The sequence below is a fragment of the Paenibacillus aurantiacus genome, assembly GCF_042431225.1.
Classification (GTDB): domain Bacteria; phylum Bacillota; class Bacilli; order Paenibacillales; family Paenibacillaceae; genus Paenibacillus_Z; species Paenibacillus_Z aurantiacus.
Window position 1 is genome coordinate 167,297 of sequence record NZ_JBHMDO010000044.1, and the last position, 23,877, is coordinate 191,173.

At 54.8% G+C, this 23,877-nt stretch carries 19 protein-coding genes; all 19 read left to right on the top strand.

The annotated features are described in order from the left end of the window. Positions 1–94: 94 nt before the first annotated feature. Positions 95–4,426 (top strand): PolC-type DNA polymerase III, encoded by a 4,332-nt coding sequence (locus tag ACFFSY_RS27685; protein ID WP_377500258.1) that lies wholly within the window; start codon positions 95–97, stop codon positions 4,424–4,426. Positions 4,427–4,868: 442 nt separating this feature from the next. After that, positions 4,869–5,330 (top strand): ribosome maturation factor RimP, encoded by a 462-nt coding sequence (gene rimP / locus ACFFSY_RS27690; RefSeq protein ID WP_377500260.1) that lies wholly within the window; start codon positions 4,869–4,871, stop codon positions 5,328–5,330. A gap of 60 nt (positions 5,331–5,390) precedes the next feature. Further along, the gene (gene nusA, locus ACFFSY_RS27695; RefSeq protein WP_377500262.1) at positions 5,391–6,488 is read left to right on the top strand and encodes a transcription termination factor NusA; all 1,098 of its coding nucleotides are present in this window, start codon (positions 5,391–5,393) and stop codon (positions 6,486–6,488) included. A gap of 47 nt (positions 6,489–6,535) precedes the next feature. Continuing rightward, positions 6,536–6,847, top strand: a complete 312-nt coding sequence (gene rnpM / locus ACFFSY_RS27700) for an RNase P modulator RnpM (RefSeq protein WP_148928113.1) — start codon at positions 6,536–6,538, stop codon at positions 6,845–6,847. Beyond that, positions 6,834–7,163: a L7Ae/L30e/S12e/Gadd45 family ribosomal protein gene (locus ACFFSY_RS27705; RefSeq protein WP_377500264.1), complete on the top strand. Its 330-nt coding sequence runs from the start codon at positions 6,834–6,836 to the stop codon at positions 7,161–7,163. The genes rnpM and ACFFSY_RS27705 overlap by 14 nt, the downstream gene beginning before the upstream one ends. Continuing rightward, a complete protein-coding gene (infB, locus tag ACFFSY_RS27710) occupies positions 7,156–10,128 on the top strand; it encodes a translation initiation factor IF-2 (RefSeq protein WP_446686138.1) in 2,973 nt (990 codons plus the stop codon). Before ACFFSY_RS27705 ends, infB begins: the two co-directional genes overlap by 8 nt. Before the next feature lie 7 nt (positions 10,129–10,135). Beyond that, positions 10,136–10,492: a 30S ribosome-binding factor RbfA gene (gene rbfA / locus ACFFSY_RS27715; protein ID WP_377500266.1), complete on the top strand. Its 357-nt coding sequence runs from the start codon at positions 10,136–10,138 to the stop codon at positions 10,490–10,492. Further along, complete coding sequence (locus tag ACFFSY_RS27720; protein WP_377500268.1) at positions 10,489–11,493, top strand: DHH family phosphoesterase; 1,005 nt, start codon at positions 10,489–10,491, stop codon at positions 11,491–11,493. The genes rbfA and ACFFSY_RS27720 overlap by 4 nt, the downstream gene beginning before the upstream one ends. Continuing rightward, entirely contained in the window at positions 11,490–12,410 is a 921-nt protein-coding gene (gene truB / locus ACFFSY_RS27725; RefSeq protein WP_377500270.1) for a tRNA pseudouridine(55) synthase TruB, read from the top strand. Before ACFFSY_RS27720 ends, truB begins: the two co-directional genes overlap by 4 nt. Positions 12,411–12,482: 72 nt before the next feature. Continuing rightward, on the top strand, positions 12,483–13,433 hold the full coding sequence (locus ACFFSY_RS27730) for a bifunctional riboflavin kinase/FAD synthetase (RefSeq protein ID WP_377500272.1): 951 nt from the start codon (positions 12,483–12,485) through the stop codon (positions 13,431–13,433). A 170-nt stretch (positions 13,434–13,603) separates the two neighbouring features. Continuing rightward, on the top strand, positions 13,604–13,873 hold the full coding sequence (gene rpsO / locus ACFFSY_RS27735; RefSeq protein WP_090574209.1) for a 30S ribosomal protein S15: 270 nt from the start codon (positions 13,604–13,606) through the stop codon (positions 13,871–13,873). Positions 13,874–14,158: 285 nt separating this feature from the next. Beyond that, positions 14,159–16,267 (top strand): polyribonucleotide nucleotidyltransferase, encoded by a 2,109-nt coding sequence (gene pnp / locus ACFFSY_RS27740; RefSeq protein ID WP_377500274.1) that lies wholly within the window; start codon positions 14,159–14,161, stop codon positions 16,265–16,267. A 141-nt stretch (positions 16,268–16,408) separates the two neighbouring features. Further along, the gene (locus ACFFSY_RS27745; protein ID WP_377500276.1) at positions 16,409–17,404 is read left to right on the top strand and encodes a polysaccharide deacetylase family protein; all 996 of its coding nucleotides are present in this window, start codon (positions 16,409–16,411) and stop codon (positions 17,402–17,404) included. A gap of 93 nt (positions 17,405–17,497) precedes the next feature. Then, positions 17,498–18,751, top strand: a complete 1,254-nt coding sequence (locus tag ACFFSY_RS27750) for a M16 family metallopeptidase (protein WP_377500278.1) — start codon at positions 17,498–17,500, stop codon at positions 18,749–18,751. After that, on the top strand, positions 18,744–19,187 hold the full coding sequence (gene dut, locus ACFFSY_RS27755; protein ID WP_377500280.1) for a dUTP diphosphatase: 444 nt from the start codon (positions 18,744–18,746) through the stop codon (positions 19,185–19,187). The genes ACFFSY_RS27750 and dut overlap by 8 nt, the downstream gene beginning before the upstream one ends. Before the next feature lie 525 nt (positions 19,188–19,712). Next, a complete protein-coding gene (gene dpsA, locus ACFFSY_RS27760) occupies positions 19,713–20,612 on the top strand; it encodes a dipicolinate synthase subunit DpsA (protein WP_377500282.1) in 900 nt (299 codons plus the stop codon). Further along, positions 20,609–21,202 (top strand): dipicolinate synthase subunit B, encoded by a 594-nt coding sequence (locus ACFFSY_RS27765; RefSeq protein ID WP_377500284.1) that lies wholly within the window; start codon positions 20,609–20,611, stop codon positions 21,200–21,202. The genes dpsA and ACFFSY_RS27765 overlap by 4 nt, the downstream gene beginning before the upstream one ends. A gap of 494 nt (positions 21,203–21,696) precedes the next feature. Then, the gene (dapG, locus tag ACFFSY_RS27770; protein ID WP_377500286.1) at positions 21,697–22,911 is read left to right on the top strand and encodes an aspartate kinase; all 1,215 of its coding nucleotides are present in this window, start codon (positions 21,697–21,699) and stop codon (positions 22,909–22,911) included. Between the two features lie 101 nt (positions 22,912–23,012). Further along, positions 23,013–23,876, top strand: coding sequence for a 4-hydroxy-tetrahydrodipicolinate synthase (gene dapA, locus ACFFSY_RS27775; protein ID WP_377500288.1), 864 nt, complete (start codon positions 23,013–23,015; stop codon positions 23,874–23,876). The last annotated feature ends 1 nt before the right edge of the window (position 23,877 follow it).

The following is a 23,877-nucleotide window of genomic DNA, read 5'->3' on the forward strand; positions in this document are numbered from 1 at the left end:
TTCATAATGATTGTCACTCCCCTACAAGTTGCAGAAGCGCTGATCGTTCACCACGACCGCTTGTAGGGGATTATTTATTTGGGGAGGAAGAAGGGTGAGCCATACCGGGGAAAAGCGACAGCGTTTCGAATTGCTCATGAAGCAGGCGGAGTTGTCGCCGCAATTAACGGCAGAGCATTTTGGCGACGGGTATATTGACAAAGTCATCGTAAGCCGCAGCAACCGGGAGTGGACGTTTTGCATTCGCAAAGCGTCTTTGGTGCCTTTGCCGGCATTTAGTATATTCTGCCGCAGTGTGCAGGCTAAATTCGCGCATATAGCGGAGATTCATATCATGTTCGCATACGAAGAGGATCTGCATACGGATACGATCGTGCGCGAATATTGGCCCGCGTTCGTGGAGTGGGTGCAGAAGAACAACGCATCCGTCAACGGCTGGCTCAGCAAAGCGCAGGTCGAAGCGGAAGGCGGTCTTGTGACGCTTCATCTGATGGACGAGATCAGTCTGGAGCTGGCGCGCAAGAAACGGATCGACGAGATGGCGGTTCAATTTTTCGAGCGGCAGTTCGAACGGACGCCGAAGATGAAGATGACCGTAGGCAAAGTGAACAACGAGCATATCGAGCAGTTTATCCAGAAACGGCAGCAGGAAGAACGCGAAGTCATCGAGGCCATGATGAACAGCGTGCCGGTGGAGGAAGCGCCGCCGCTTGACGAAGGCGAAGTTCCGCTTGTGGTCGGCTATGATATCAAGGAGCCGCCGGTGCCGATCATGAACATTATCGAGGAAGAGAAGAAGATCACCGTACAGGGCACGATCTTCGGTCTCGAAGTGAAAGAGCTGCGCAATGGCAGCACGCTCTTCACATTCAACCTGACCGACTTCTCGGATTCGATCGCGATGAAGATGTTCGCCAAGACGAAGGAAGACGTCAAGGTGCTCAGCAATCTGGCGAACGGCAAATGGGTGAAGGCGCGCGGGCGCGTCGAATACGACCGGTTCATGATGGAGCCGGAGCTTGTGATGATGCCTTCCGATTTGCATGAGGTCAAAGCGCCATCCGAGCCGACGGATGACGCCGCTGAGAAGCGCGTCGAGTTCCATCTCCATACGACGATGAGCACGATGGACGCGGTCACGCCGGTGGACGTCTATATTAAACAGGCTGCGAAGTGGGGACATAAGGCGATCGCGATTTCGGATCACAGCAACATTCAATGTTTCCCGGAAGCGGCGAAGGCTGGCAAGAAGAACGGGATCAAGGTGTTGTTCGGCCTTGAAGCGAACGTCGTTAACGATGCCGTGCCGATGGTGCTGAATTCGCGGGATGAAGTGATGCAGACGGCGACTTACGTCGTATTCGATATCGAGACGACCGGTCTGTCGGTCATTAACAACAAGATTATCGAGCTGGCGGGCGTGAAGATGAAGGAGGGCAAGGAGATCGATCGTTTCACGACGTTCATTGATCCCCATGAGGAAATTCCTTATCACATCCAACAGCTGACGAATATTACGAACGAGATGGTCCAAGGCGCACCCGAACTCGAACCGAAGCTGCGGGAGTTCGTGGAGTTCGTCGGAGATGCGGTGCTTGTCGCGCATAACGCCAAGTTCGATATGGGCTTCATTCAGGCGGCGTGCAAGAGATTCGGCATGCCGGAAGTAACCAATCCCGTACTCGACACGTTAGAGCTCGCCCGTTTCCTCCATCCGAGCATGAAGAATCACCGGTTGAATACGCTGGCGGACAAATACAAGATCAGCCTCGAGAACCACCACCGCGCCATCGATGACTCGATCGCGTTGGGCGGCGTCATGTTCGGCCTGATCGGCGACGCGGTCGCCCGCAATATTACGAATCTTCATATGCTGAACGATTACGTCGGTCTCGATATTTCGAACTCCAGACCGTTCCACTGTGGCATCTACGCGCTTAACGCGGTCGGCAAGAAGAACTTATTCAAGCTTATCTCAATGTCGCATACGGAGTATTTCAAGCGCGTCCCTTGCATTCCGAAGAGCAAGCTGTCCGATATGCGCGAAGGGCTGCTTATTATATCCGGCTGCGAGAAGGGCGAATTTTTCGAGGCGGTGCTGAACAAATCGCTCGAGGAAGCCGAAGATGTCGCGGAATATTACGACGTGCTGGAGATCCAGCCGGTCGGATTCTACATGCACCTGGTGGACAAAGGCCTTGTCGGCAGCCGCGCGGAGATCGAGCAGGCGCTTCGCCGCGTATGCGAAATCGGGGACAAGCTGAACAAGCCGGTCATCGCGACTGGCAACGTCCATTATTTGCGGCCGCGCGAGAAGATGTTCCGCGATATTACGATCCACGGGATCACGGGCTTCAGCCCGCTCAAGGATCAGAACAAGCCGGATGCTCATTTCCGCACGACGAAGGAGATGCTTGCTGAATTTGCTTTCCTTGGCGAATCTCGCGCGCATGAAGTCGTCATCAAGAACACGAACGAGCTGGCGGACCGATTCGAGCCATACGATATGTTCCCTTCCACCGGGGGACCGACCGATAACGGCCTATTCAGCCCGATCATCGACGGGGCAGAGGAAGAGATTCGCAACACTTGCTATGAAACGGCCAAACGATTGTACGGCGAACCAATTCCGGAAGTTGTGGTGGCGCGTTTGGAGAAAGAGCTGGTGCCGATCATCAAATACGGCTTCTCCGCGAACTATCTGATTTCCGAACGGCTCGTGAAGAAATCCAACCAAGACGGTTATCTTGTCGGATCCCGGGGATCCGTCGGATCTTCGGTCGTCGCGACGTTCCTCGGCATCTCCGAGGTTAACCCGCTCCCGGCGCATTATCAGTGTCTGAACGGAGAATGCAAGTACAGCGAATGGTTCCTCGACGGCAGCTATCCATCGGGCTTCGACCTGCCGGACAAAATTTGCCCGAACTGCGGCAGACCGCTTAAAGGCGAAGGCCAAGACATACCGTTCGAGACGTTCCTCGGCTTCAAGGGCGATAAGGTTCCCGATATCGACTTGAACTTCTCCGGCGAATACCAGCCGACGGCGCATAACTATACGAAGGTGCTGTTCGGACCGAAGAACGTGTTCCGCGCAGGGACGATCGGCACGGTCGCGGAGAAGACGGCATACGGTTTCGCGAAGAAATACGAGGAACATACCGGCAAGAAGTGGCGCGGCGCGGAACTGAACCGGCTGGCTGCTGGCTGTACCGGCGTGAAGCGGAGCACGGGCCAGCATCCGGGCGGCATCGTCGTTGTGCCGGACTATATCGAGGTAGACGATATAACTCCTGTTCAGTTTCCGGCGGACGACGTCAACGCGGAATGGAAGACGACGCACTTCGACTATCACGCCTTCGACTCGAACCTGCTCAAACTCGATATTCTCGGACACGATGATCCGACAATGATGCGGATGCTGCAGGATTTGACGGGCGTCGATCCGACGACGATTCCGATGAACGACCCGAAGGTGATGAGCATATTCAGCTCGACCGACGCGCTCGGCGTTCTTCCGAGCCAGATTCGCACTCCGGTCGCGACCTACGGCGTTCCGGAGATGGGGACCAAATTCGTGCGTCAGATGCTCGAGGAGACGAAGCCGTCGTCCTTCGCGGACTTGCTCCAAATCTCGGGTCTATCTCACGGGACGGGCGTATGGCTCGGCAATGCGCAAGAACTGATCAAGAACAAGACATGTACGATCAAGACCGTTATCGGTTGTCGTGATGACATCATGTTATTCCTTATTTATAAAGCAGGCATGGACGCATCGCTCGCCTTTAAGATTACGGAGAGCGTGCGTAAGGGCAAAGGCTTGACGCCGGAGTGGATCGAGGAGATGAAGCGGTGCAAGGTGCCACAATGGTATATCGACTCGTGCTTGAAAATCGAGTATATGTTCCCGAAAGCGCACGCCGCCGCTTACGTTATATCGGCCGTGCGGACGGCCTACTTCAAACTTTATTATCCGATCGAGTTTTATGCGACTTACTTCTCCGTGCGTGCGGACGATTTCGATTTGGAATTACTTTGCCAAGGGTACGATGCGATCTTACGCCGTTTGACGGAAATCGAGGCTAAAGGATTCAATGCCACGCCGAAGGAGAAAAACAGCGTCTCGCAGCTGGAGATGTCGCTGGAGATGACCGCGCGTGGGTTCAGCTTCAAGCCGGTAGATCTGTACCGCTCGGACGCAACCCGCTTTATCGTTGATGGCAATTCGCTCATTCCGCCGTTCGGCGCGATCGCCGGCATCGGCGAGAACGCGGCGCGGAACATCGCGGCATCGCGCGAGCATGGCGAGTTTCTGTCTATCGAGGACTTCCAGCAGAAATCCAAAGCATCCAAAACGATCGTGGAAGTGCTCACGGGGATGGGTTGTTTCCGGGGCTTGCCGGAGTCGAATCAGCTGTCGCTGTTCTAGTTGGCCAAGCCTCGAACGGTTGTCACCACAACATGGTTATGCTATACTCGTTATGGTAATGCTGATGATACGTTCTTTTCGCAGAAGAGTGGGGAAACCCACTCTTTACGTTTTGTCCGCGGCTTTTTTGAAATACAAGCACGAATAAGCTGCACGCTTATCCATCATCTTGTATTTCTTCGGAATGAAACGCGCAGCGCTGTCATAGACGGTTCGGCCGTTTCACCTAGACTGCGCGGGCAAGAGGGGTATATCTGCATCGGTTCAAGTTAGGCAGCCGTTGCCGCTATGCATGGACAAGGCGCATGCCGCGGGTGACGCCGCATGCGATTGCATATAAGCCTGTAGGCCGCAAGACAAGCGTCGCCGTCGGGAGCATGCCGGGTCATGCACGGAAGTAACGTACATACGTACAACGCAGCTGTATGAGGGAGGCACACGTTTGAGCACATCCAAAATCAAAACCGTCGTCGAAGAGATGGTTCGGCCTTTTCTCGACGAGAATGGCTTTGAGCTTGTCGACATCGAGTATGTCAAGGAAGGCAGCAATTACTTTTTGCGCGTGTTCGTCGACAAAGAAGGCAATATCGATATCGATGAATGCGGACGGATCAGCGAGTATTTGAGCGAGAAGCTGGATCAGAACGACCCGATACCGGATGCCTATTTCCTTGAAGTATCTTCTCCGGGGGCCGAGCGTCCGCTCAAGAAGCCGGAAGACGTGCGCAAAGCGGTCGGCAAGCACGTGTATGTCACCACTTACGAGCCGATCGACGGAAGCAAAGAGTTCGAAGGCAAGCTGCTTGCTTTCGAAGGTGATGAGATGGTTGTGGAAATCGGCAAAAAGAAACATACCCTTCCATATGCCAAAGTCGCAAGCGCCCGGCTCGCCATCGTATTCTAATTATTCGGAATTACGCGGGATGGGCGAACGGCACGAATTGAAAGGGGGAACTCATTTCCAATGAGCATGGAGTTTATTGAAGCGCTGTCGGAAATCGAAAGAGAGAAAGGCATTGCGAAAGACATTTTAATTGAAGCGATCGAAGCGGCACTGATTTCGAGCTACAAACGGAATTTCAACACCGCCCAGAACGTCAGGGTAGATATCAACCGGCACTCCGGCGTCATTAAAGTATATGCGCGTAAAACGGTCGTCGATGAAGTTCTCGATCCGAGGCTGGAAATTTCGGTCGAAGCAGCTCGCGCGATCAACCCGCACTATACACTCGATGACATCGCGGAGATCGAAGTCACGCCGCGCGATTTCGGACGCATTGCAGCCCAGACGGCTAAGCAGGTCGTGACCCAGCGCATTCGCGAAGCGGAGCGCGGTCTGATCTATAACGCGTATATCGACAAAGAAGAAGATATCGTCAACGGGATTGTCCAGCGTCAAGACGTGCGAAATCTGTTCGTCGACCTTGGTAAAGTGGAAGCCGTGCTGCCATTGACCGAGTTGATGCCGACCGACAAGTTTAAGCACGGGGACCGGGTCAAGTCGTTCATCACGAAAGTGGAGAACACGACCAAAGGCCCGCAAATTTTCCTCTCCCGTACCCACCCCGGGCTGCTGAAGCGTCTGTTCGAGCTCGAAGTGCCGGAGATTTACGACGGCGTCGTCGAGATTCGCTCAGTCGCGCGCGAAGCGGGCTTCCGCTCCAAAATCGCGGTTCATTCGCGCAATACGGAAGTAGATCCGGTCGGTTCCTGCGTCGGACAAAAAGGAATGCGGGTACAAACGATTGTCACGGAGCTGAAAGGCGAGAAAATTGACATCGTTCGCTGGTCGGAGAATGTCGAAGAGTATGTGGCCAACGCGCTAAGCCCGTCCAAGGTGCTTGAGGTAATCGTGTACGAGCAGGAGAAAATGGCTCGCGTCATCGTGCCGGACTACCAGCTGTCGCTTGCGATCGGCATTAAAGGCCAGAACGCGCGCCTTGCCGCGAAGTTGACCGGCTGGAAAATCGATATCAAAAGCGAAACGCAAGCTGAGCAGGAGTTCGGCCGCCCGAAATCGCCGATGAGCACGATGCACCAGGATTCCGTCTCGATCGATTAAGCGAAAGGCCCGGACAGGGTCAAAGTAATCGGTTAGGGGGAGTAGCGGTGAGACCAAGAAAAATCCCGCTGCGCAAATGCGTAGCTTGCCAGCAAATGCTGGCGAAAAAAGAGCTGATTCGGGTTGTCCGAACGCCCGACGAAGCGGTTTTGATTGATTTAACGGGCAAGAAAGCAGGGAGAGGCGCTTACTTGTGCGGCAAAGTGTCTTGCTTTAAGCTGGCGAAGAAATCAAAAGCGCTGGACCGTGCATTGAAACAGCCGGTCAGCACGGAGATATACGATCAGCTCGAGCAGGATTTTATCGCGGTCGAGGATGAGTTCATCGCGGCGAAAGATCGGGCGGATGATGATGAATAAGACGCTTTCTCTTCTTGGGATGGCCATGCGGGCGGGTAAGCTGGTGACTGGCGACGAAACCGTCCTGAAGACGATTCGTCAAGGCAAAGCGAAGCTTGTCATCGTAGCAGCCGATGCATCCGAGAATACGAAGAAAAAGTATCGCGACAAATGTACCTCCTATAACGCAAAGCATATCGAGGCGCTCGACCGAGAGTCGATCGGACGCGCCATTGGCAAAGCAGAGCGGGTTCTGGTCGCCGTGACGGACGGAGGTTTTGCTGCGGGCATCGAACGAAGTTTAATCCAATCTTCGGAGGTGGAGAGTATTGACTAAACAGCCAGACAGCAAGGATAAAGACAAAGATAAATTGCGCGTCTACGAGTATGCCAAATCGCTTAACATGAGCAGCAAGGAGATCATCACGATTTTAAAGCGTCTTGATCTGCCCGTGAATAATCATATGAGCGTGATGGAAAACGAAATGGTGAGTAAAGTCGAAGGCTTCTTCCGAAATATTAAACAGAATGCGGCAGTGAAACGGGCGCAGGAAGGCGCAAGCGTGGCATCCGCCGCTCGTCCGTCTCAGCAGGAATCCAAAAGCCAGCAGAATCGTCCTGTGCAGCAGCGCTCGCAAGAGCAGACCGCGAATGTGCAAGAAACGAAACCGGCGCAAGCCGAATCGAATTACGAACGACAGGGGAATACGTCCATTAAAACTAACTCAAACACACCAAACCAAGGCGGACAAAATCGTCCGCAAAGCAGTCGTCCACAAGGTCAAGGGGGCCAAGGCGGAAGCCGCGGTCCGGGTCAGCAAGGTCAAGGCGGTTACCAAGGCAACCGCGGCCAAGGGGGCCAAGGCGGAAGCCGTGGTCCAGGTCAAGGCGGCGGATACCAAGGCAGCCGTCCACAAGGTCAAGGCGGCCAAGGCGGCCAAGGCGGCAATCGCGGTCCAGGCCAAGGCGGCGGATATCAAGGCAGCCGTCCGCAAGGTCAAGGCGGTCAAGGCGGCGGATACCAAGGCAGCCGTCCGCAAGGCCAAGGCGGTCAAGGCGGCGGATACCAAGGCAGCCGTCCACAGGGTCAAGGCGGTCAAGGCGGCGGATACCAAGGCAGCCGCCCACAAGGCCAAGGCGGTCAAGGTGGCGGATACCAAGGCAGCCGTCCGCAAGGTCAAGGCGGTCAAGGCGGCGGATACCAAGGCAGTCGTCCGCAAGGCCAAGGCGGTCAAGGCGGCGGATACCAAGGCAGTCGTCCGCAAGGTCAGAGCAGTGCCGGTGGCCAAGGCCGTTCGTTTGACCGTCCTGCTCCAGCAGGCGGCGGTTCCGATTTCGGAGGACGCACTCAAGGCGGCCAAGGGGGCCAAGGCGGTAATCGTGGCGCGGGCGGCGCAAGAAAATCTTCGAAGCCGGGCGGCAACAATTACGGCGGCAACAACCGCGGATTCGACGATAATCGCACGGGCAACTTCAGAGGCGGTAACCGTGGCGGCAAAGGCCGGGGCAAGGGCGGCCAACAAATGGAGCGCAGGGAGAAAATCGACAATACGCCGAAGAAAATTATCGTTCGCGGTGATATGACGGTCGGCGACTTGGCGAAGCTGCTCCATAAAGACGCTTCCGAAGTCATTAAGAAGTTGATCTTCCTCGGCGTAATGGCAACCATTAACCAAGAGGTGGATATCGAGACCGTTCAGCTGATTGCCGGCGAATACGGCGTTGAAGTCGAAGTGAAAATTCCTGTTGAAGAAGATGCCTTCGAAACCTTCGAAGAGAAGGATGAAGAGGATACGCTTGAGTCGCGTCCGCCAGTTGTTACGATTATGGGTCACGTTGACCATGGCAAAACAACGCTGCTCGACGCGATCCGCAAAACTAGCGTAACGACAGGCGAAGCTGGCGGTATCACCCAGCATATCGGTGCATACCAAGCCGAAATTAACCATAAGAAAATTACGTTTCTTGATACGCCAGGCCACGAAGCGTTCACGCTCATGCGCGCCCGCGGCGCCCAAGTAACGGATATTACGATCATCGTCGTGGCGGCGGATGACGGCGTCATGCCGCAGACAGTCGAGGCGATTAACCACGCTAAGGCGGCCGGCGTGCCAATCATCGTCGCGGTGAATAAAATCGACAAACCGGAAGCAGATCCGGATAAAATCAAGCAAGCATTGACCGAGTACGAACTTGTGCCGGAAGAGTGGGGCGGCGATACGATCTTCGTCAACGTCTCCGCGAAGCAGCGCATTGGCCTCGAGGACCTGCTTGAGATGATCCTGCTCGTAGCCGAAGTGAACGACTTCAAGGCGAACCCGAATAAGCGGGCGCGCGGTACGGTCATCGAAGCCGAGCTGGACAAAGGCAAAGGTCCGGTGGCGCGCGTGCTTGTCCAACACGGCACGCTCAAGATTGGCGATGCGTTCGTAGCCGGCAACTGCTTCGGCCGCGTACGCGCCATGGTTAACGACAAGGGCCGTCGTCTGAAGGAAGCAGGTCCAAGTACGCCGGTCGAGATTACCGGTCTGACGGAAGTACCGCTCGCGGGCGATCCGTTCCTTGCCTTCGAAGACGAGCGCAAGGCACGCGCAATCGCTGAGCGTCGTGCGATCAAGCATCGTCAAACCGAGCTCGGCGCGAATTCCCGCGTCACGCTCGACGACCTGTATAAACATATCAAAGATGGCGAAATTAAAGATCTATTCGTCATTATCAAGTCCGACGTGCAAGGTTCGACAGAGGCGCTTAAGGGCTCCCTGGCTAAGATCGATATTGAAGGCGTTCGTGTCAAAATCATTCACAGCGGCGTAGGCGCGATTACGGAATCCGATATCAACCTCGCTTCCGCTTCCAACGCGATCGTTATCGGCTTCAACGTTCGTCCAGAACCGCAAGCGCTGGCGACGGCGGAGCAGGAGAAAGTCGACATCCGTCTGCACAACATCATCTACAACGTGATCGACGAAATTGAACATGCGATGAAAGGGATGCTTGATCCGGTCTTCAAAGAAGTGGTTATCGGTCAAGCTGAAGTTCGGAACATCTTCAAAGTCAGCAAAGTCGGTACGATTGCAGGGTGTATGGTTACTTCGGGCAAAGTTTCCCGTAACGCCAAAGCCCGTTTGATCCGCGGCGGTATCGTTGTATTCGAAGGCGAAATTGAGACGCTCAAGCGCTTCAAGGATGATGCGAAGGATGTGTCGCAAGGCTACGAGTGCGGTATTACGCTCGACCGTTACAATGACTTGAAAGAGGGAGACACGATCGAAGCCTACGTCATGGAAAAGGTTGAGAGGTGATTAACCTATGGCGAAAATTCGCGTAGGGCGTGTCGGTGAACAAATTAAGAAAGAAATCAGCACCATCATTCAGACGGAACTGAAAGATCCCCGGATCGGTTTTATTACCGTGACGGGGGTCGAGGTGACGGGGGACTTGTCCCAAGCGAGAGTTTACTTGAGCGTGCTCGGCAATGACGAGCAAAAGGAAGAGACGCTCAAGGCGCTTTCGCGAAGCACTGGCTTCATCCGTTCCGAACTCGGCAAGCGGATCCGGTTCCGCCATACGCCGGAGCTGATCTTTAAGTTCGACAGCAGCATCGAGTACGGCAGCCGGATTGAATCGCTGCTCGGCCAACTGAATGACGGAGGTAAAGGACAATGACGGCGGGCATGCCGTCATTTCCTGCATACGCGGGGCAATTGGACCGGGCATTGGCGTTCATGCAGGAAGGCGAACATTACCTAATCGTGTCGCACGTCCAGCCTGACGGAGACGCGATCAGCTCTACGTTGGTGACAGCATGGCTGCTAGCCAAGCTGGGCAAAACATTCGTCATGATGAACGAGAGCGCCGTGCCGCTGCGTTTGGGATATTTGCAAGGGACTTCGCATATTCAGAACATGAACGAAGTACCCGAAGAGATTCGTTTCGATCGGGTCATTGCGGTGGATTGTGCTGATTACAAACGCATCGGCCTCATCTCCGAACGATTCGCGCCAGGCTGCGAATTGCTCAACATCGATCATCATCCGACCAACGACCATTTTGGCACCGTTAATTTGATTCGGGCAGACGCGGCGGCAACGGTTGAGATCTTATATGATTTGATCGAGCATGCCGGAATTTCACTCGACGTGGAAGCGGGGACCGCCGTATATACGGGCTTGTTGACCGACACGGGAGGCTTCCGCTATTCCAGCACGTCTCCGCGCGTCATGCAGATTGCATCCGCAATTCTAATGCTTGGCGTATCGGGTCATCTGCTGGCTGAACATCTGCTCGAGAAAATGACGAAAGCCCAGCTGCTGCTGTTGCAGCGCGGACTTGCCAACCTGACTTTTTCGTCCGATAACCGGATCGCTTGGATTACGGTGGGCCACGCCGATCTCGCGGCGACTGGGGCGACGAGCGAAGATTTGGAAGGACTGGTCAACTATGCGCGCAACGTGGAAGGCGTTGATGTCGGGATGCTGTTCAAAGAAGCGGCCGACGGCTGTGTGAAAGTGAGCCTGCGATCATCGGGAGCGGCGAACGTCTCGGCGATCGCGCAGACGTTCGGTGGCGGCGGTCACGTGCGGGCTGCAGGCTGCCGTTTGGACATGTCGATGACAGACGCGGTTCAACAGATCGTACAGGCGGTTAGCGAGGCGTTAAAGGCATGACGGACGGCATTCTGGCAATATGGAAGCCCGCCGGCTGGACGTCCCACGACGTCGTGGCGAAGGCAAGAGGGATATTAAGAATAAAGCGGATCGGTCACACCGGCACGCTCGACCCGCAAGTAACCGGCGTACTGCCGCTTTGCATCGGACGCGCGACTCGTGTGGTGGAATATGTCCAGGAACGCCCGAAAGCATACGAGGCGGTGCTCAAACTCGGTCTGGCAACGGATACCGAGGATATGACCGGTGCGGTGCTTGAAGATCAACCTGGCATCCAGTTAACGGAGGTTCAAATCCGCGATGCACTGGCTTCATTCGTCGGAGAGATCGAACAAGTACCGCCAATGTTCTCGGCTGTTCGCGTCGATGGGAAACGTTTGTACGAGCTTGCCCGGGAAGGGAAGGTCGTTGAACGCAAGTCCAGGCGAGTAACGATTCATGAGATCGACCTCATAAGCGCGGACTTGGAACAGACCTATCCCGAGATTCGATTCGCGGTTGTTTGCTCCAAAGGTACATACATTCGGACCTTGTGCGTGGACATCGGCCGGCTGCTCGGTGTGCCGGCGACGATGAAGGAACTCGTGCGCACGATGTCCGGCGGCTTGACTCAGGCGGATTGCGTGACGATGGAGCAGCTCCGAGAACTTCAGGCAAGCGGCGGCTTAGCAGAGAAGATCATCTCCGCGGATGTGCCGCTCGATTATATGCCACGAGGCGACGTGGGCGAGATAACGGCGCGCAATGCCCTGCAAGGGAAACGAATCGCATTTAAGTATGTTCGAATCGCGGAAGCCGAGCTCTTGGAGTCGCCGCTCATTCGTCTTTACGGACACGAAGGGACCTTCCTAGGCGTTTACGAACCCGATGCGGATAGCGAGTCGCTGAAGCCGATTAAAGTATTTACGCCCGTATAAAATAGCGGCCGCACATGCATCGCATGGCGGTTCGCGATCATTTTGACGAAGAACGTAAAGCAGGTGTAGCTCTTGAAAATCATTTCGTTGCATTATCCGCTAGCAGCCGGCGAGCTGGAAGCCGCTGAACCGACAACGATCGCGATCGGTCATTTCGACGGCGTACATCGCGGTCATCAGAACGTCATTCGCACAGCGGTCGAAGCGGCCCGCGATAGCGGTGTGAAAGCAGCCGTCATGACGTTTCACCCGCATCCGAAGGAAGTGCTTGGACAGAATGCCGGACCATACGCAACGGCGCTTACGCCGCTTGATGATAAGCTGAATTGCTTCGAGCGTCTTGGCGTCGATATCGTGTATGTCGTTCAATTTGACCTGGCGTTCGCGGCGGTTACGCCGGGCATGTTCGTTCACGATATTTTGCTCCCGCTCCATGTTCGGCGCGTCGTCGTGGGCTTTGATTTTGCGTTCGGCGCCAAAGGAGCGGGCAATGCGTCGGTCCTGCGCGAGCTTTGCGAGCCAGAAGCGATCAACGTGAGCGTAGTCGAGCCCTACCTGCTGGATGGTGAGAAGGTAAGCAGCACGCGGATACGGGCCATGCTGGCCGAAGGCAAGCCTCAGGTGGCGGCGGAGCTGATTGGGGCGCCTTACGCGGTCCGCGGCACGGTTGTGCAGGGAGAAGGACGTGGAAGGACGATTGGTTACCCGACGGCGAACGTCCAGCCAGGAGGCGCTTACGTGGTGCCGAAGACCGGCGTGTACGCGATCCAGGTCGAGGTGGACGGCAAGCTTTATGACGCGGTCCTCAACATTGGCGTGAAGCCGACCTTTCACGATCATTTGCCCGAGCCGGTATTCGAAGCGCATTTATTCGATTTTAATGAAAGCTTATACGGCAAGACGGTAGCCCTGCGATTTATCGCGTTCTTGCGTTCGGAGCGCAAATTCGAATCGATCGAAGCGCTCATTGCGCAAATCAATGCGGACGCGGAAGAAGCCCGCTCGATTCTCTCATCGATTTAAGAGCGGCCTCCATTTACATTTCGGTGACGGTTGTGATATACTCTTTAACGTTGCGTAGTTGAAGCGGATTTTTCCAAACGCTGCGCACTGAACCTTTGCTTGGCCATCGTGCTTTCACCGGGACGATCGGCGAGGCGAATGGCGATTATGATACAAGGAGGTGAACAAGGATGGCACTTACGCAAGAACGCAAGCATCAACTGATCGACGAGCACAAAACACATGCGAACGATACCGGTTCCCCGGAAGTTCAAATCGCTATCCTGACGCAAAACATTGTTAACTTGACAGATCATCTTCGGACGCACAAGAAAGATCACCACTCGCGCCGCGGTCTGCTTAAGATGGTTGGTCAGCGCCGTAAACTGCTGGCTTACCTGAAAAACAAAGATGTTAAACGTTACAGCGCACTGATCGAAAAACTCGGTCTTCGCCGATAACATGCGGGGAAAAAGCAACCTGGTTGTTAGGCCATCCGTAAGGATGGCCTCACCGGGTTGCTTTTTGTAACGTAAAGGACCTATCCGAGAGCAGCAGTGTAGTATGCTTAGCCGCTTCGGATGAAAAGCTACATAATGGGGTTATCGCCGATCCGCTTCATGTCGGACGGATCGATCCTAATTGATAAGCTCCAAGTCATCGCGGGAGCTTTTCTTATATCAACGTTTCAAACTGATAGAGCTGCAGCCATAGGCGATCAGCCCGGTGCGGCAAGGAGGGATTTTATGGTACAGCGTGTAGAAATGTCGCTAGGCGGACGTCCACTTATTTTGGAGACAGGACGACTGGCGAAGCAGGCGAATGCTGCAGTAACGGTTCGTTACGGAGAGACGGTTATCCTCTGTACGGTAACGGCGTCGAATGAACCGAAGAACCTGGACTTTTTCCCGCTTACAGTGAACTATGAGGAAAGACTGTACGCGGTAGGCAAAATTCCAGGCGGATTCATTAAACGCGAAGGCCGTCCGAGCGAGAAAGCCATTCTGGCTAGCCGTCTGACCGACCGTCCGATTCGTCCGCTCTTCCCGGAAGGCTTCCGGAACGAAGTGCAAATCGCGGATATCGTCATGAGCGTCGACCAAGACTGCCCGCCGGAAATCGCGGCGATGATCGGTACATCGGCTGCGTTATCCATCTCAGACGTTCCATTCAACGGACCGATCGGTGGCGTCATCGTCGGACGAATTGACGGTAAGTTTATTATTAACCCAACGGTCGAGCAGGAAGCGAAGACCGACATTTACGTCGTGGTAGCAGGAACGAAAGACGCAATCATGATGGTGGAAGCGGAAGCGAACGAAGTGCCGGAAAGCGTTATGCTTGAGGCGATCATGTTCGGCCATGAAGAAATCCGCAACATCGTCGCGAAGATCGAAGAGCTCGTAGCCGTTGCCGGCAAGCCGAAGATGGAAGTTAAACTTCATGAAGTGAACGGCACCGTGAACGAGCAAGTGCGTGCTTTCGCTGCGGAACGTCTTGTACAAGCCGTTCGCATTCACGAGAAACACGCGCGCCAAGACGCGATCGATGCGGTGAACGCCGAGACGATCGCGCACTTCGAAGTTGAATATGTAGAGACCCCGGAACTGCTTGGCGATGTGAAGGAAGTGCTGTACGATATCGTCAAAGAAGAAGTGCGCAGACTGATTACGCACGATAAGGTTCGTCCGGATGGACGCGCGCTTGACGAGATTCGCCCGATCGAATGCGATGTTGCGCTTCTGCCGCGTACGCACGGTTCGGGTTTGTTCACGCGTGGCCAGACGCAAGCGCTCAGCATTTGCACGCTCGGCGCACTAGGTGATGTGCAAATTCTCGACGGCATTGACCTGGAAGAGACCAAGCGCTTCATGCATCATTACAACTTCCCGCCATTCAGCGTAGGCGAAGCAAGACCGCTCCGTCCTCCGGGCCGTCGCGAGATCGGACATGGCGCACTGGGCGAGCGCGCGCTTTCCAAAGTCATTCCGCCGGAATCCGAATTCCCGTACACGATTCGTCTTGTGTCCGAAGTGCTTGAGTCCAACGGCTCGACGAGCCAGGCAAGCATTTGCGCGAGCACGCTTGCAATGATGGACGCAGGCGTACCGATTAAGGCGCCGGTTGCCGGTGTGGCCATGGGTCTGATCAAGAGCGGGGAACATTTCTCCATTCTGACCGACATCCAAGGCATGGAAGATCACTTGGGCGATATGGACTTTAAAGTAGCCGGAACGCCGGAAGGTGTTACCGCGATCCAAATGGACATCAAAATCGATGGCATCGATCGTGCGATTTTGACGCAAGCCTTGGAGCAAGCGCGTGTAGGCCGCATGCACATCTTGGGCAAGATGAACGAAGTCATGCAGCAACCTCGTACGGAGCTGTCCCAATATGCGCCGAAGATCGTCATTATGAACATCAACCCGGACAAAATCCGCGATGTCATTGGCGCAGGCGGCAAAGTTATCAACAAGATTATCGAAGAGACTGGCGTCAAAATCGATATCGAGCAGGATGGCAAAGTGTTCATCGCTTCGTCCAACCAAGCGGCGAACGAGCGCGCGAAGCAGATCATCGAAGGCATCGTCCGCGAGGTGATCGTCGGCGAGATTTACCTGGGCACCGTTAAGCGTATCGAGAAATTCGGCGCGTTCGTGGAGATTTTGCCTGGTAAAGACGGTCTGGTTCACATCTCGCAGCTGTCGACTGAACGTGTAGCAAAAGTAGAAGACGCAGTGAAAATCGGCGATCAAATTACCGTCAAGGTAACAGAGATCGACAACCAAGGTCGCGTGAACCTGTCCCGTAAAGTTTTGCTGGTGGCGCAACAACCAGAGCAGGCGCAGTCTTAGGACGACGCCGCTCTACTATAAGTATCGTAGAAGAAAGAGTCAGATCCTGTCTGTCTCTTTTTTTGTTGCGCGAAGAACCCCCGCCGCTCATATTTCGGTCCAAGCCGTAATAGGATGAAGGAGAAAGGTGGGACAAACGTCATGAAGCTGGGGAAGACAATCGCGATGGCGATGATGATGGGCACGCTGCTGCTCGCCGTTCAGTGGAACGGGGACTGGTCGGCTTATATACAAGGCGTAAAGCAGGGGATCGGAGCGCGAGAGGCGTTCGCGAACCTGGCCATGTCACCGGATGAGCGAGCGCTCCGCAAGACGATTGAAGAAGAAGCGGCCAAAACGCGCGTTGCGCCGGTCGATGCGCGAATCGATCGCGTTTGGAAGGCGATTCCCGGGTATAACGGACTCGAGCTTGACGTGGATCGGACGCTGGAGCGGATGAAACACGCGCCCCTGAGTACGCCGGACGATTACGTGTATAAGGAAATTCCGCCGGCCGTCGGGCTCGATGATTTGGGGGCAGTCCCCATCTATCGCGGCAATCCGAACAAGAAGATGGCATCGTTCATGATCAATGTCGCATGGGGCAACGCGTATTTAGACCCGATCCTGAAGACGCTTCGGGAAGAGAACGTCAAGGCGACCTTTTTCCTCGATGGTACGTGGCTGAAGAATAATCCGGAGTTGGCGAAACAAATTAAAGCGGAAGGCCACGAGCTTTCCAACCATGCTTATTCGCATCCGAGCATGAGCAAACTGTCTAGAACGGCTCAGTTGTCTCAAATTACGCGAACAGAAGCGCTGTTGAGATCCACACTCGGCGTCCAGAACCGCTGGTTTGCTCCGCCATCTGGCGACTATAACCAGACGACCGTCGACGTGGCATATGGTCAAGGGCTGCAAACCGTACTATGGACACTCGATACGGTTGATTGGCAGCACCCGTCGCCGAGCTCAATCATCGCCAAAATTAGCAGCCGGATCGAACCAGGATCGCTTATTCTGATGCACCCTACCGATTCAGCGAGCGGGGCGCTGCCAGGCATGATTAAAGCGATCAAAGCGAAAGGATATGCGCTTGGCACTGTCTCCGATACGCTATCCTCTGCCCGGGTGCCGCAAGTTGTGACCGCGCCTTAATTTTGTTATAGTGATATCATTGATTTTTAAGGATCATGCTCATGATGATGAGTGTTCTCTTCCTATAGAGAGGATGCTCGAGGAGGAATAGCCTTGAATACATACACGCTTAGCAATGGACTGCGGGTTGTCGTGGAGTATATCCCTACCTGCCGCTCGGTGTCGTTCGGAATTTGGGTGAAGACCGGTTCGCGCAACGAAACGCCGGAGAATAACGGAATTTCGCATTTTATCGAACATATGCTGTTTAAAGGCACGGAGAAACGAACCGCCAAAGACATTGCCGACTTGTTCGACGGCATCGGCGGCAACGTGAACGCGTTCACGGCCAAAGAGTATACCTGTTATTTCGCGAAAGTGCTGGACCAGCATCTTCCGCTCGCCGTCGACGCGCTATCGGATATGTTTTTCAATTCACAGTTCGATGACGGCGAATTAGCGAAAGAGAAGAACGTGATTCTTGAAGAAATCGCCATGTACGAGGACACCCCGGATGACAAGGTCCACGACGAGGCATCGCGTGCATCGTACGGCGACCATCCGCTAGCCTATTCCATTCTCGGTCTGGAAGAGCGGTTGACGGCAATGACGAGCGATACGCTTCGTAATTATATGAAGAGTAATTACCGGATCGACAACACGGTTATCGCGGTGGCCGGCAACGTGGAGAAGGAAGCGTTAATCGAATTACTGGAACGCCATTTCGGCGCGTTCGCCAACCGTGGGACCGAAAGCCCGATTACGGCGCCGGCATTCGAGGGAACGTATCTCTTCCATAAGAAGAAGACGGAGCAGAATCATATTTGCATGACGTTCCCGGGCTTATCGATCGCCGATTCGCAGCTATACGCGATGATACTGCTGAATAACGCGGTGGGCGGCGGCATGAGCTCACGGTTATTCCAGGAGATCCGTGAGAAGCGGGGGCTTGCGTATTCCGTCTATTCCTATCATACCTCGTATGCGGACAGCGGCTTGTTCACCGTTTATGCTGGCACCGCGCCTAAGCAGACGAAGGAAGTGCTCGACCTGACGATCGAGATGATGCAGGAACTTTCGGCGAAAGGGTTGACCGACGCGGAACTGCATCGCGGCAAAGAACAGCTTAAAGGCAGCCTCATTCTCAGTCTCGAGAGCACGAGCAGCCGGATGAACCGGCTGGGCAAGAACGAGCTGATGATTGGGCGGCATTATACCTTGGACGAACTGCTTGCCCGCATTGATGCGGTAAGCATGGACGATATTCGCGACGTGACGAAACGGTTGCTAGCCGTCCCATTCGCGGTGGCCATGGTGGGCAGCAACGATAAAGCGGCGGCTTCGATCGGGAGGGATTGCCTTGTATAACGTATTGTTCAAACGGCTTCCCGGTAACGAAGAGCTCGAATTACCGAGCAAAATGTCCGAGCTTGCGGCCGGCTTCGATCTGAGAGCTGCCGTCAGCGAGCCCGTGACGCTTTCGCCTGGCGAGCGCAAGCTTATCCCGACTGGCTTCGCGATGGCGATGCCCGGCGAGCTGGAAGCGCAAATTCGACCAAGAAGCGGGCTGGCATATAAACACGGTATCACCTGTTTGAACACGCCGGGGACGATCGACGCGGATTATCGCGGCGAGGTGAAAGTGCTGCTCGTCAATCTTGGCCAGGAGCCATTCACGATCGAACGCGGCGAACGGATCGCACAGATGGTATTCCAAGTCGTGCCGGTGGTCACGATTCAGGAAGCTGACGAACTTCCGGATTCGGTGCGCGGTGCAGGTGGTTTCGGCCACACGGGCGTATAGCCGGTTCAAGCGAGATGTCGACCACGACAATAGTGGGAAAAGAAGGGGGTGTCCCAAAAGTCATCAAAAAGATGACGTCGGGAACACCTCCGTTTTTAATTACAAGGGATGGGTTACCGCATCCACTGCGCGGTACAGCAGTCATGAAGAACGAGAAGCTGGAACAGGCGGTGCAGCAGCTCGAACATCGACTCGAAGCAAAACCAAAGGACACAACCTTCTCAAGAAAGCCGCGGTGGATCGCAAACGGCAAATGGCGCTACAGGGATAAGTCCCTTGTAGCGCTATTTTTTGTGCAATTAGGGGGTCCTCGGAGTTAGAAGACAAGTACTTAACCCTTTTGGGACGACCGCTTTTCTTTTAACTGCGGGGCGCTTCGCCTTAGTTGCGGGAAATCGAACCTCCCCCGGGCGCGCACCCATTCTACACTCCTGCATAAGATGGTCTATAGCCAAGTGCGCTAATGGCGATGCGGCAAACCGACGTTCGGATGCTGCAAGCCACGGGGAAAGGAGTGATTTCTGAATGCTGACAGGGGTTCAAGTCGTGCTGCTCGGAGGAGACGCCCGCCAGCTTGAAGTGATTCGGAAGCTGACGGAGCTGGACGCTTCCGTAACGGTTGCCGGCTTTGACCAATTGCGTACTCCTCTTGACGGAGCCATTCAAGCCGAATTTAGCCCGGAACTATTCCAAGCGGCTGATGCGCTTATACTACCAGCCGTTGGCACGGATGATGACGGACGGGTCATGACGGTATTCAGCGATCAGGAGCTGATCTTGACAAGCGAAGAAGTGTCGAAGCTGCCGAAGCATTGCACGGTTTATGCAGGGATGGCGAAGCCTTATTTGCGCGAGCTGTGCGGCAAGCACAATATCGCCCTGGTAGAACTGTTCGACCGTGACGATGTCGCGATTTACAATTCGATTCCGACGGCGGAAGGCGCCCTAATGATGGCGATTCAGAACACGGATATTACAATCCATGGTTCTTCCTGCATGGTGCTCGGCATCGGCCGAACTGGTCTTACGCTTGCGAGAACGCTGCAGGGTTTAGGGGCGAAAGTGAAGGTAGGCATCCGGAAAGAAGAGCATTTTGCAAGGGCGTACGAGATGGGTTTTGAGCCATTCTACCTGAAGGATCTACTCCCCCAGGTGGGGAATATTGACTTGCTTTTTAATACAATTCCGACTATGATAGTCACAGCGCAAATTATCGCAAATTTGCCATCGCGAGCGGTCATTATTGACCTTGCTTCCAAGCCAGGCGGAACCGATTTCCGTTTTGCCGAGAAGCGGGGTATTAAAGCGTTGCTCGCCCCCGGTCTTCCTGGTATCGTCGCTCCCAAAACCGCTGGACGAATCATTGCGGAAGTGCTCAGTCGGCTAATCATGGAAGAGACCAGTAAGCGGGGGAATGCGCAATGAAATGGCAAGGAAAAACGGTAGGCTATGCCCTGACGGGATCTCATTGTACGTTTGAAGAGGTCATGCCGGTTATTAAGCGGTTTGTCGACGAAGGGGCGAATGTCGTCCCGATCGTATCGCATTCGTTCTTGACGACGGATACGCGATTCGGCACATCCGCCAGCTGGCAGGAGCAGTTGAGATCGATCACGGGCAATGAGTTGATCACGTCGATCGTGCAAGCCGAGCCGCTCGGACCTTCCAAACTGCTCGACGTGCTTGTTATCGCGCCTTGCACAGGCAATACAACAAGCAAATTGGCGAATGCGATGACGGATAGTCCGGTACTTATGGCTGCAAAGTCGCAAATGCGTAACCAGCGTCCGCTAGTAATCGCGATCTCGACGAACGACGGATTGGGGCTTAATGCGGCGAATATCGCAAAGCTGCTCGTAACGAAGAATGTTTATTTCGTTCCATACGGGCAGGACAATTGGGTTCAGAAGCCGAATTCGCTCGTGGCCAACATGGACTTAGTTCCGGAAACATGCGAAGCGGCGCTTCAAGGCAAACAGCTGCAGCCTCTGCTGTTGGAGCGGTATCATATTTAATTTTATAATCGAAGTATTCCGAATTTTATTTATCTTTATAATTTCGCATAGGGCGGCGTCGATCTCCTAGTGGAGATGACGTTTGGCCCTTCGACTTTTATGGAGATGCGCACGTATAGCTGTTGTCTATGGACAATCGGAATCTGTCTACGCAGCACAACATAACAATAACGACCTAGAAGACGTGAAGACACTGCTGTCCATTGCTCCTAATGGGGTTCTCGTTGACGAACGGCGAGCAGGATCAAGAGTCTGCTCGGCCGCCGAAGCAGAAGGGGAACCGGCTGGAATTGCCGGTCATTTGCGCCTGCGGCCCTCGAGCCGCAGCGCGGCTTTAACATGTGAATCGTTCGGTGGATTTGACTATAGGCGCGGGCCTGGATCGCTATGCAAATCACCGGAACATCGCAAGCTAATAAGAACTTGCTAATTACAGCAGGTTGCCTTTCGCGACGGTCTGACATTCGTCTTTCGGTCGATACGGAGGTTTGAACATGCCCATCTTAGTTCAGAAGTTCGGCGGCACTTCATTGTCCACGCCGGAAGCGCGCGAGCTTGTCATCAAGCATATCGAGCGCGAACGCAATCAGCAGTATGGGCTGGTCGTAGTCGTGTCGGCGATGGGGCGCAAAGGCGAACCTTACGCAACCGATACGCTGCTCGGTTTCATGCGCGATAATGGCGATTCGCTGCCATCGCGGGAGAGAGACTTGCTGCTTGGCTGCGGAGAGATTATTTCCGCGGCCACTTTGTGTAGTTTACTACAGAGCCGTTCAATCCCTGCTGTCGCTCTTACAGGCGGCGGCGCAGGTATTATCACGGACAATCAGTACGGTCGTGCCCGTATTCTAGAGATACGGACGGAGAAGATTGAACGGCATTTGAGTGAGGGCAAGGTGGTCGTCGTCACCGGGTTTCAGGGCGTGACCGAAGATGGGGATTTGACAACGCTTGGTCGGGGCGGAAGCGATACATCGGCAACGGCGCTCGGCGCGGCGCTTCAGGTGGAGCGCGTGGATATTTACACCGATGTCAACGGTATCTTGACAGCCGATCCGCGAATAGTCGAAGATGCTCGTCCGCTGACTGTCGTCGGTTACGCGGAGATTTGCAACATGGCCCGCCTAGGCGCCAAAGTCATTCATCCTCGAGCGGTCGAGATCGCCCAGCAGGCGCGAGTGCCGCTGCGTGTTCGCTCGACCTTCTCAGAAGACGAAGGTACGCTCGTAACCGATATTAACGACGCTCGGCAAGCGGCTTTGGTCAAAGACCGGCATGTAACGGGCGTCGCCCATGTTAGCGGCGTGACGCAGATCACGGTTCATGCGACGGAAGGGCCAGCCGATGTACAGCTACATGTGTTCCAAGCGATGGCCAAACATCAAATCAGCGTCGACTTTATTAACGTGACGCCAAGCGGCGCGGTATATACAGTATTCGACGAGGATGCGGAGCGGGCGGTGACAATCTTGGAATCGGGCGGCTTCTCGCCGATCGCGGTAAGAGGTTGTGCCAAAGTGTCCGTAATTGGCGGAGGCATGAACGGTGTGCCGGGGATTATGGCTCGAATCGTAGAAGCATTAACAGAGCAAGGAATTCCGATTCTGCAATCGGCTGATTCCAACACGACTATTTGGGTACTCGTAAGAGAGTCGGATATGGCTGGAGCGCTGCGCGCCTTGCATGCTAAGTTCGCTCTTCACGAATAGATGATTGACCGAACGCCGCGATGCGGCGGTCGGATAATTTGCAAGGTTCATGCCAGGGCCGCACAGGTAGGAGTCGGCTGTAGGATCTAGGAGGAGACCGCATGCAATTCGGAAGATTAATTACGGCAATGGTAACCCCGTTCAACGGGAACGGAGAGATCGATTGGGAGGCAGCGGGTCGTCTGGTTGATTACTTGATCGACGCGCAAAAAAGCGACAGTCTGGTCGTCTCTGGCACGACGGGCGAGTCCCCGACGCTTACGGACGGCGAAAAGGAAGCGCTTTTCCGCTTTGTCGTGGAGCGTGCTGCAGGACGGGCTCGCGTCATCGCGGGGACGGGTAGCAACGATACGGCGCATTCGATTCATTTGACCCGTATCGCGGAACAAGCCGGCGTTGACGGCGTTCTGCTCGTCGTACCGTACTACAATCGCCCGACGCAGGAAGGCATCTATCACCATTTCAAAGCGATCGCCGAATCGACGAAGCTGCCCGTCGTGCTTTACAATGTACCGTCCCGCACGGTAGCGAGCATGACAGCCGAGACGACGCTTCGCTTGGCGCAAATCGAGAATATCGTGGCGACCAAGGAGTGCGCGTCGCTCGAACAGGTTTCCCAAATCATCGCAGGCGCGCCGGATGGGTTCCTGGTCTATAGCGGAGACGACAGCGTTACGCTGCCTGTTCTGGCGATTGGCGGACATGGGATCGTGAGCGTGGCGAGCCATGTAATCGGCGACCGCATGAAGGCAATGATCGAAGCTTATTTGGACGGCCGGGTACAAGAAGCGGCTGCGCTGCATACCGAATGTTTCCCGGTCTTCAAAGGATTGTTCGAGCTGCCGAATCCGGTGCTGGTGAAAGCCGCGCTCGGATTGGTCGGCCAGCCGGTCGGCGGGGTACGTTTGCCGCTCGTGGCGGCGAACGAGGCGGAAGTCGACACTCTGCGCAAGCTGTTGCCGTAGC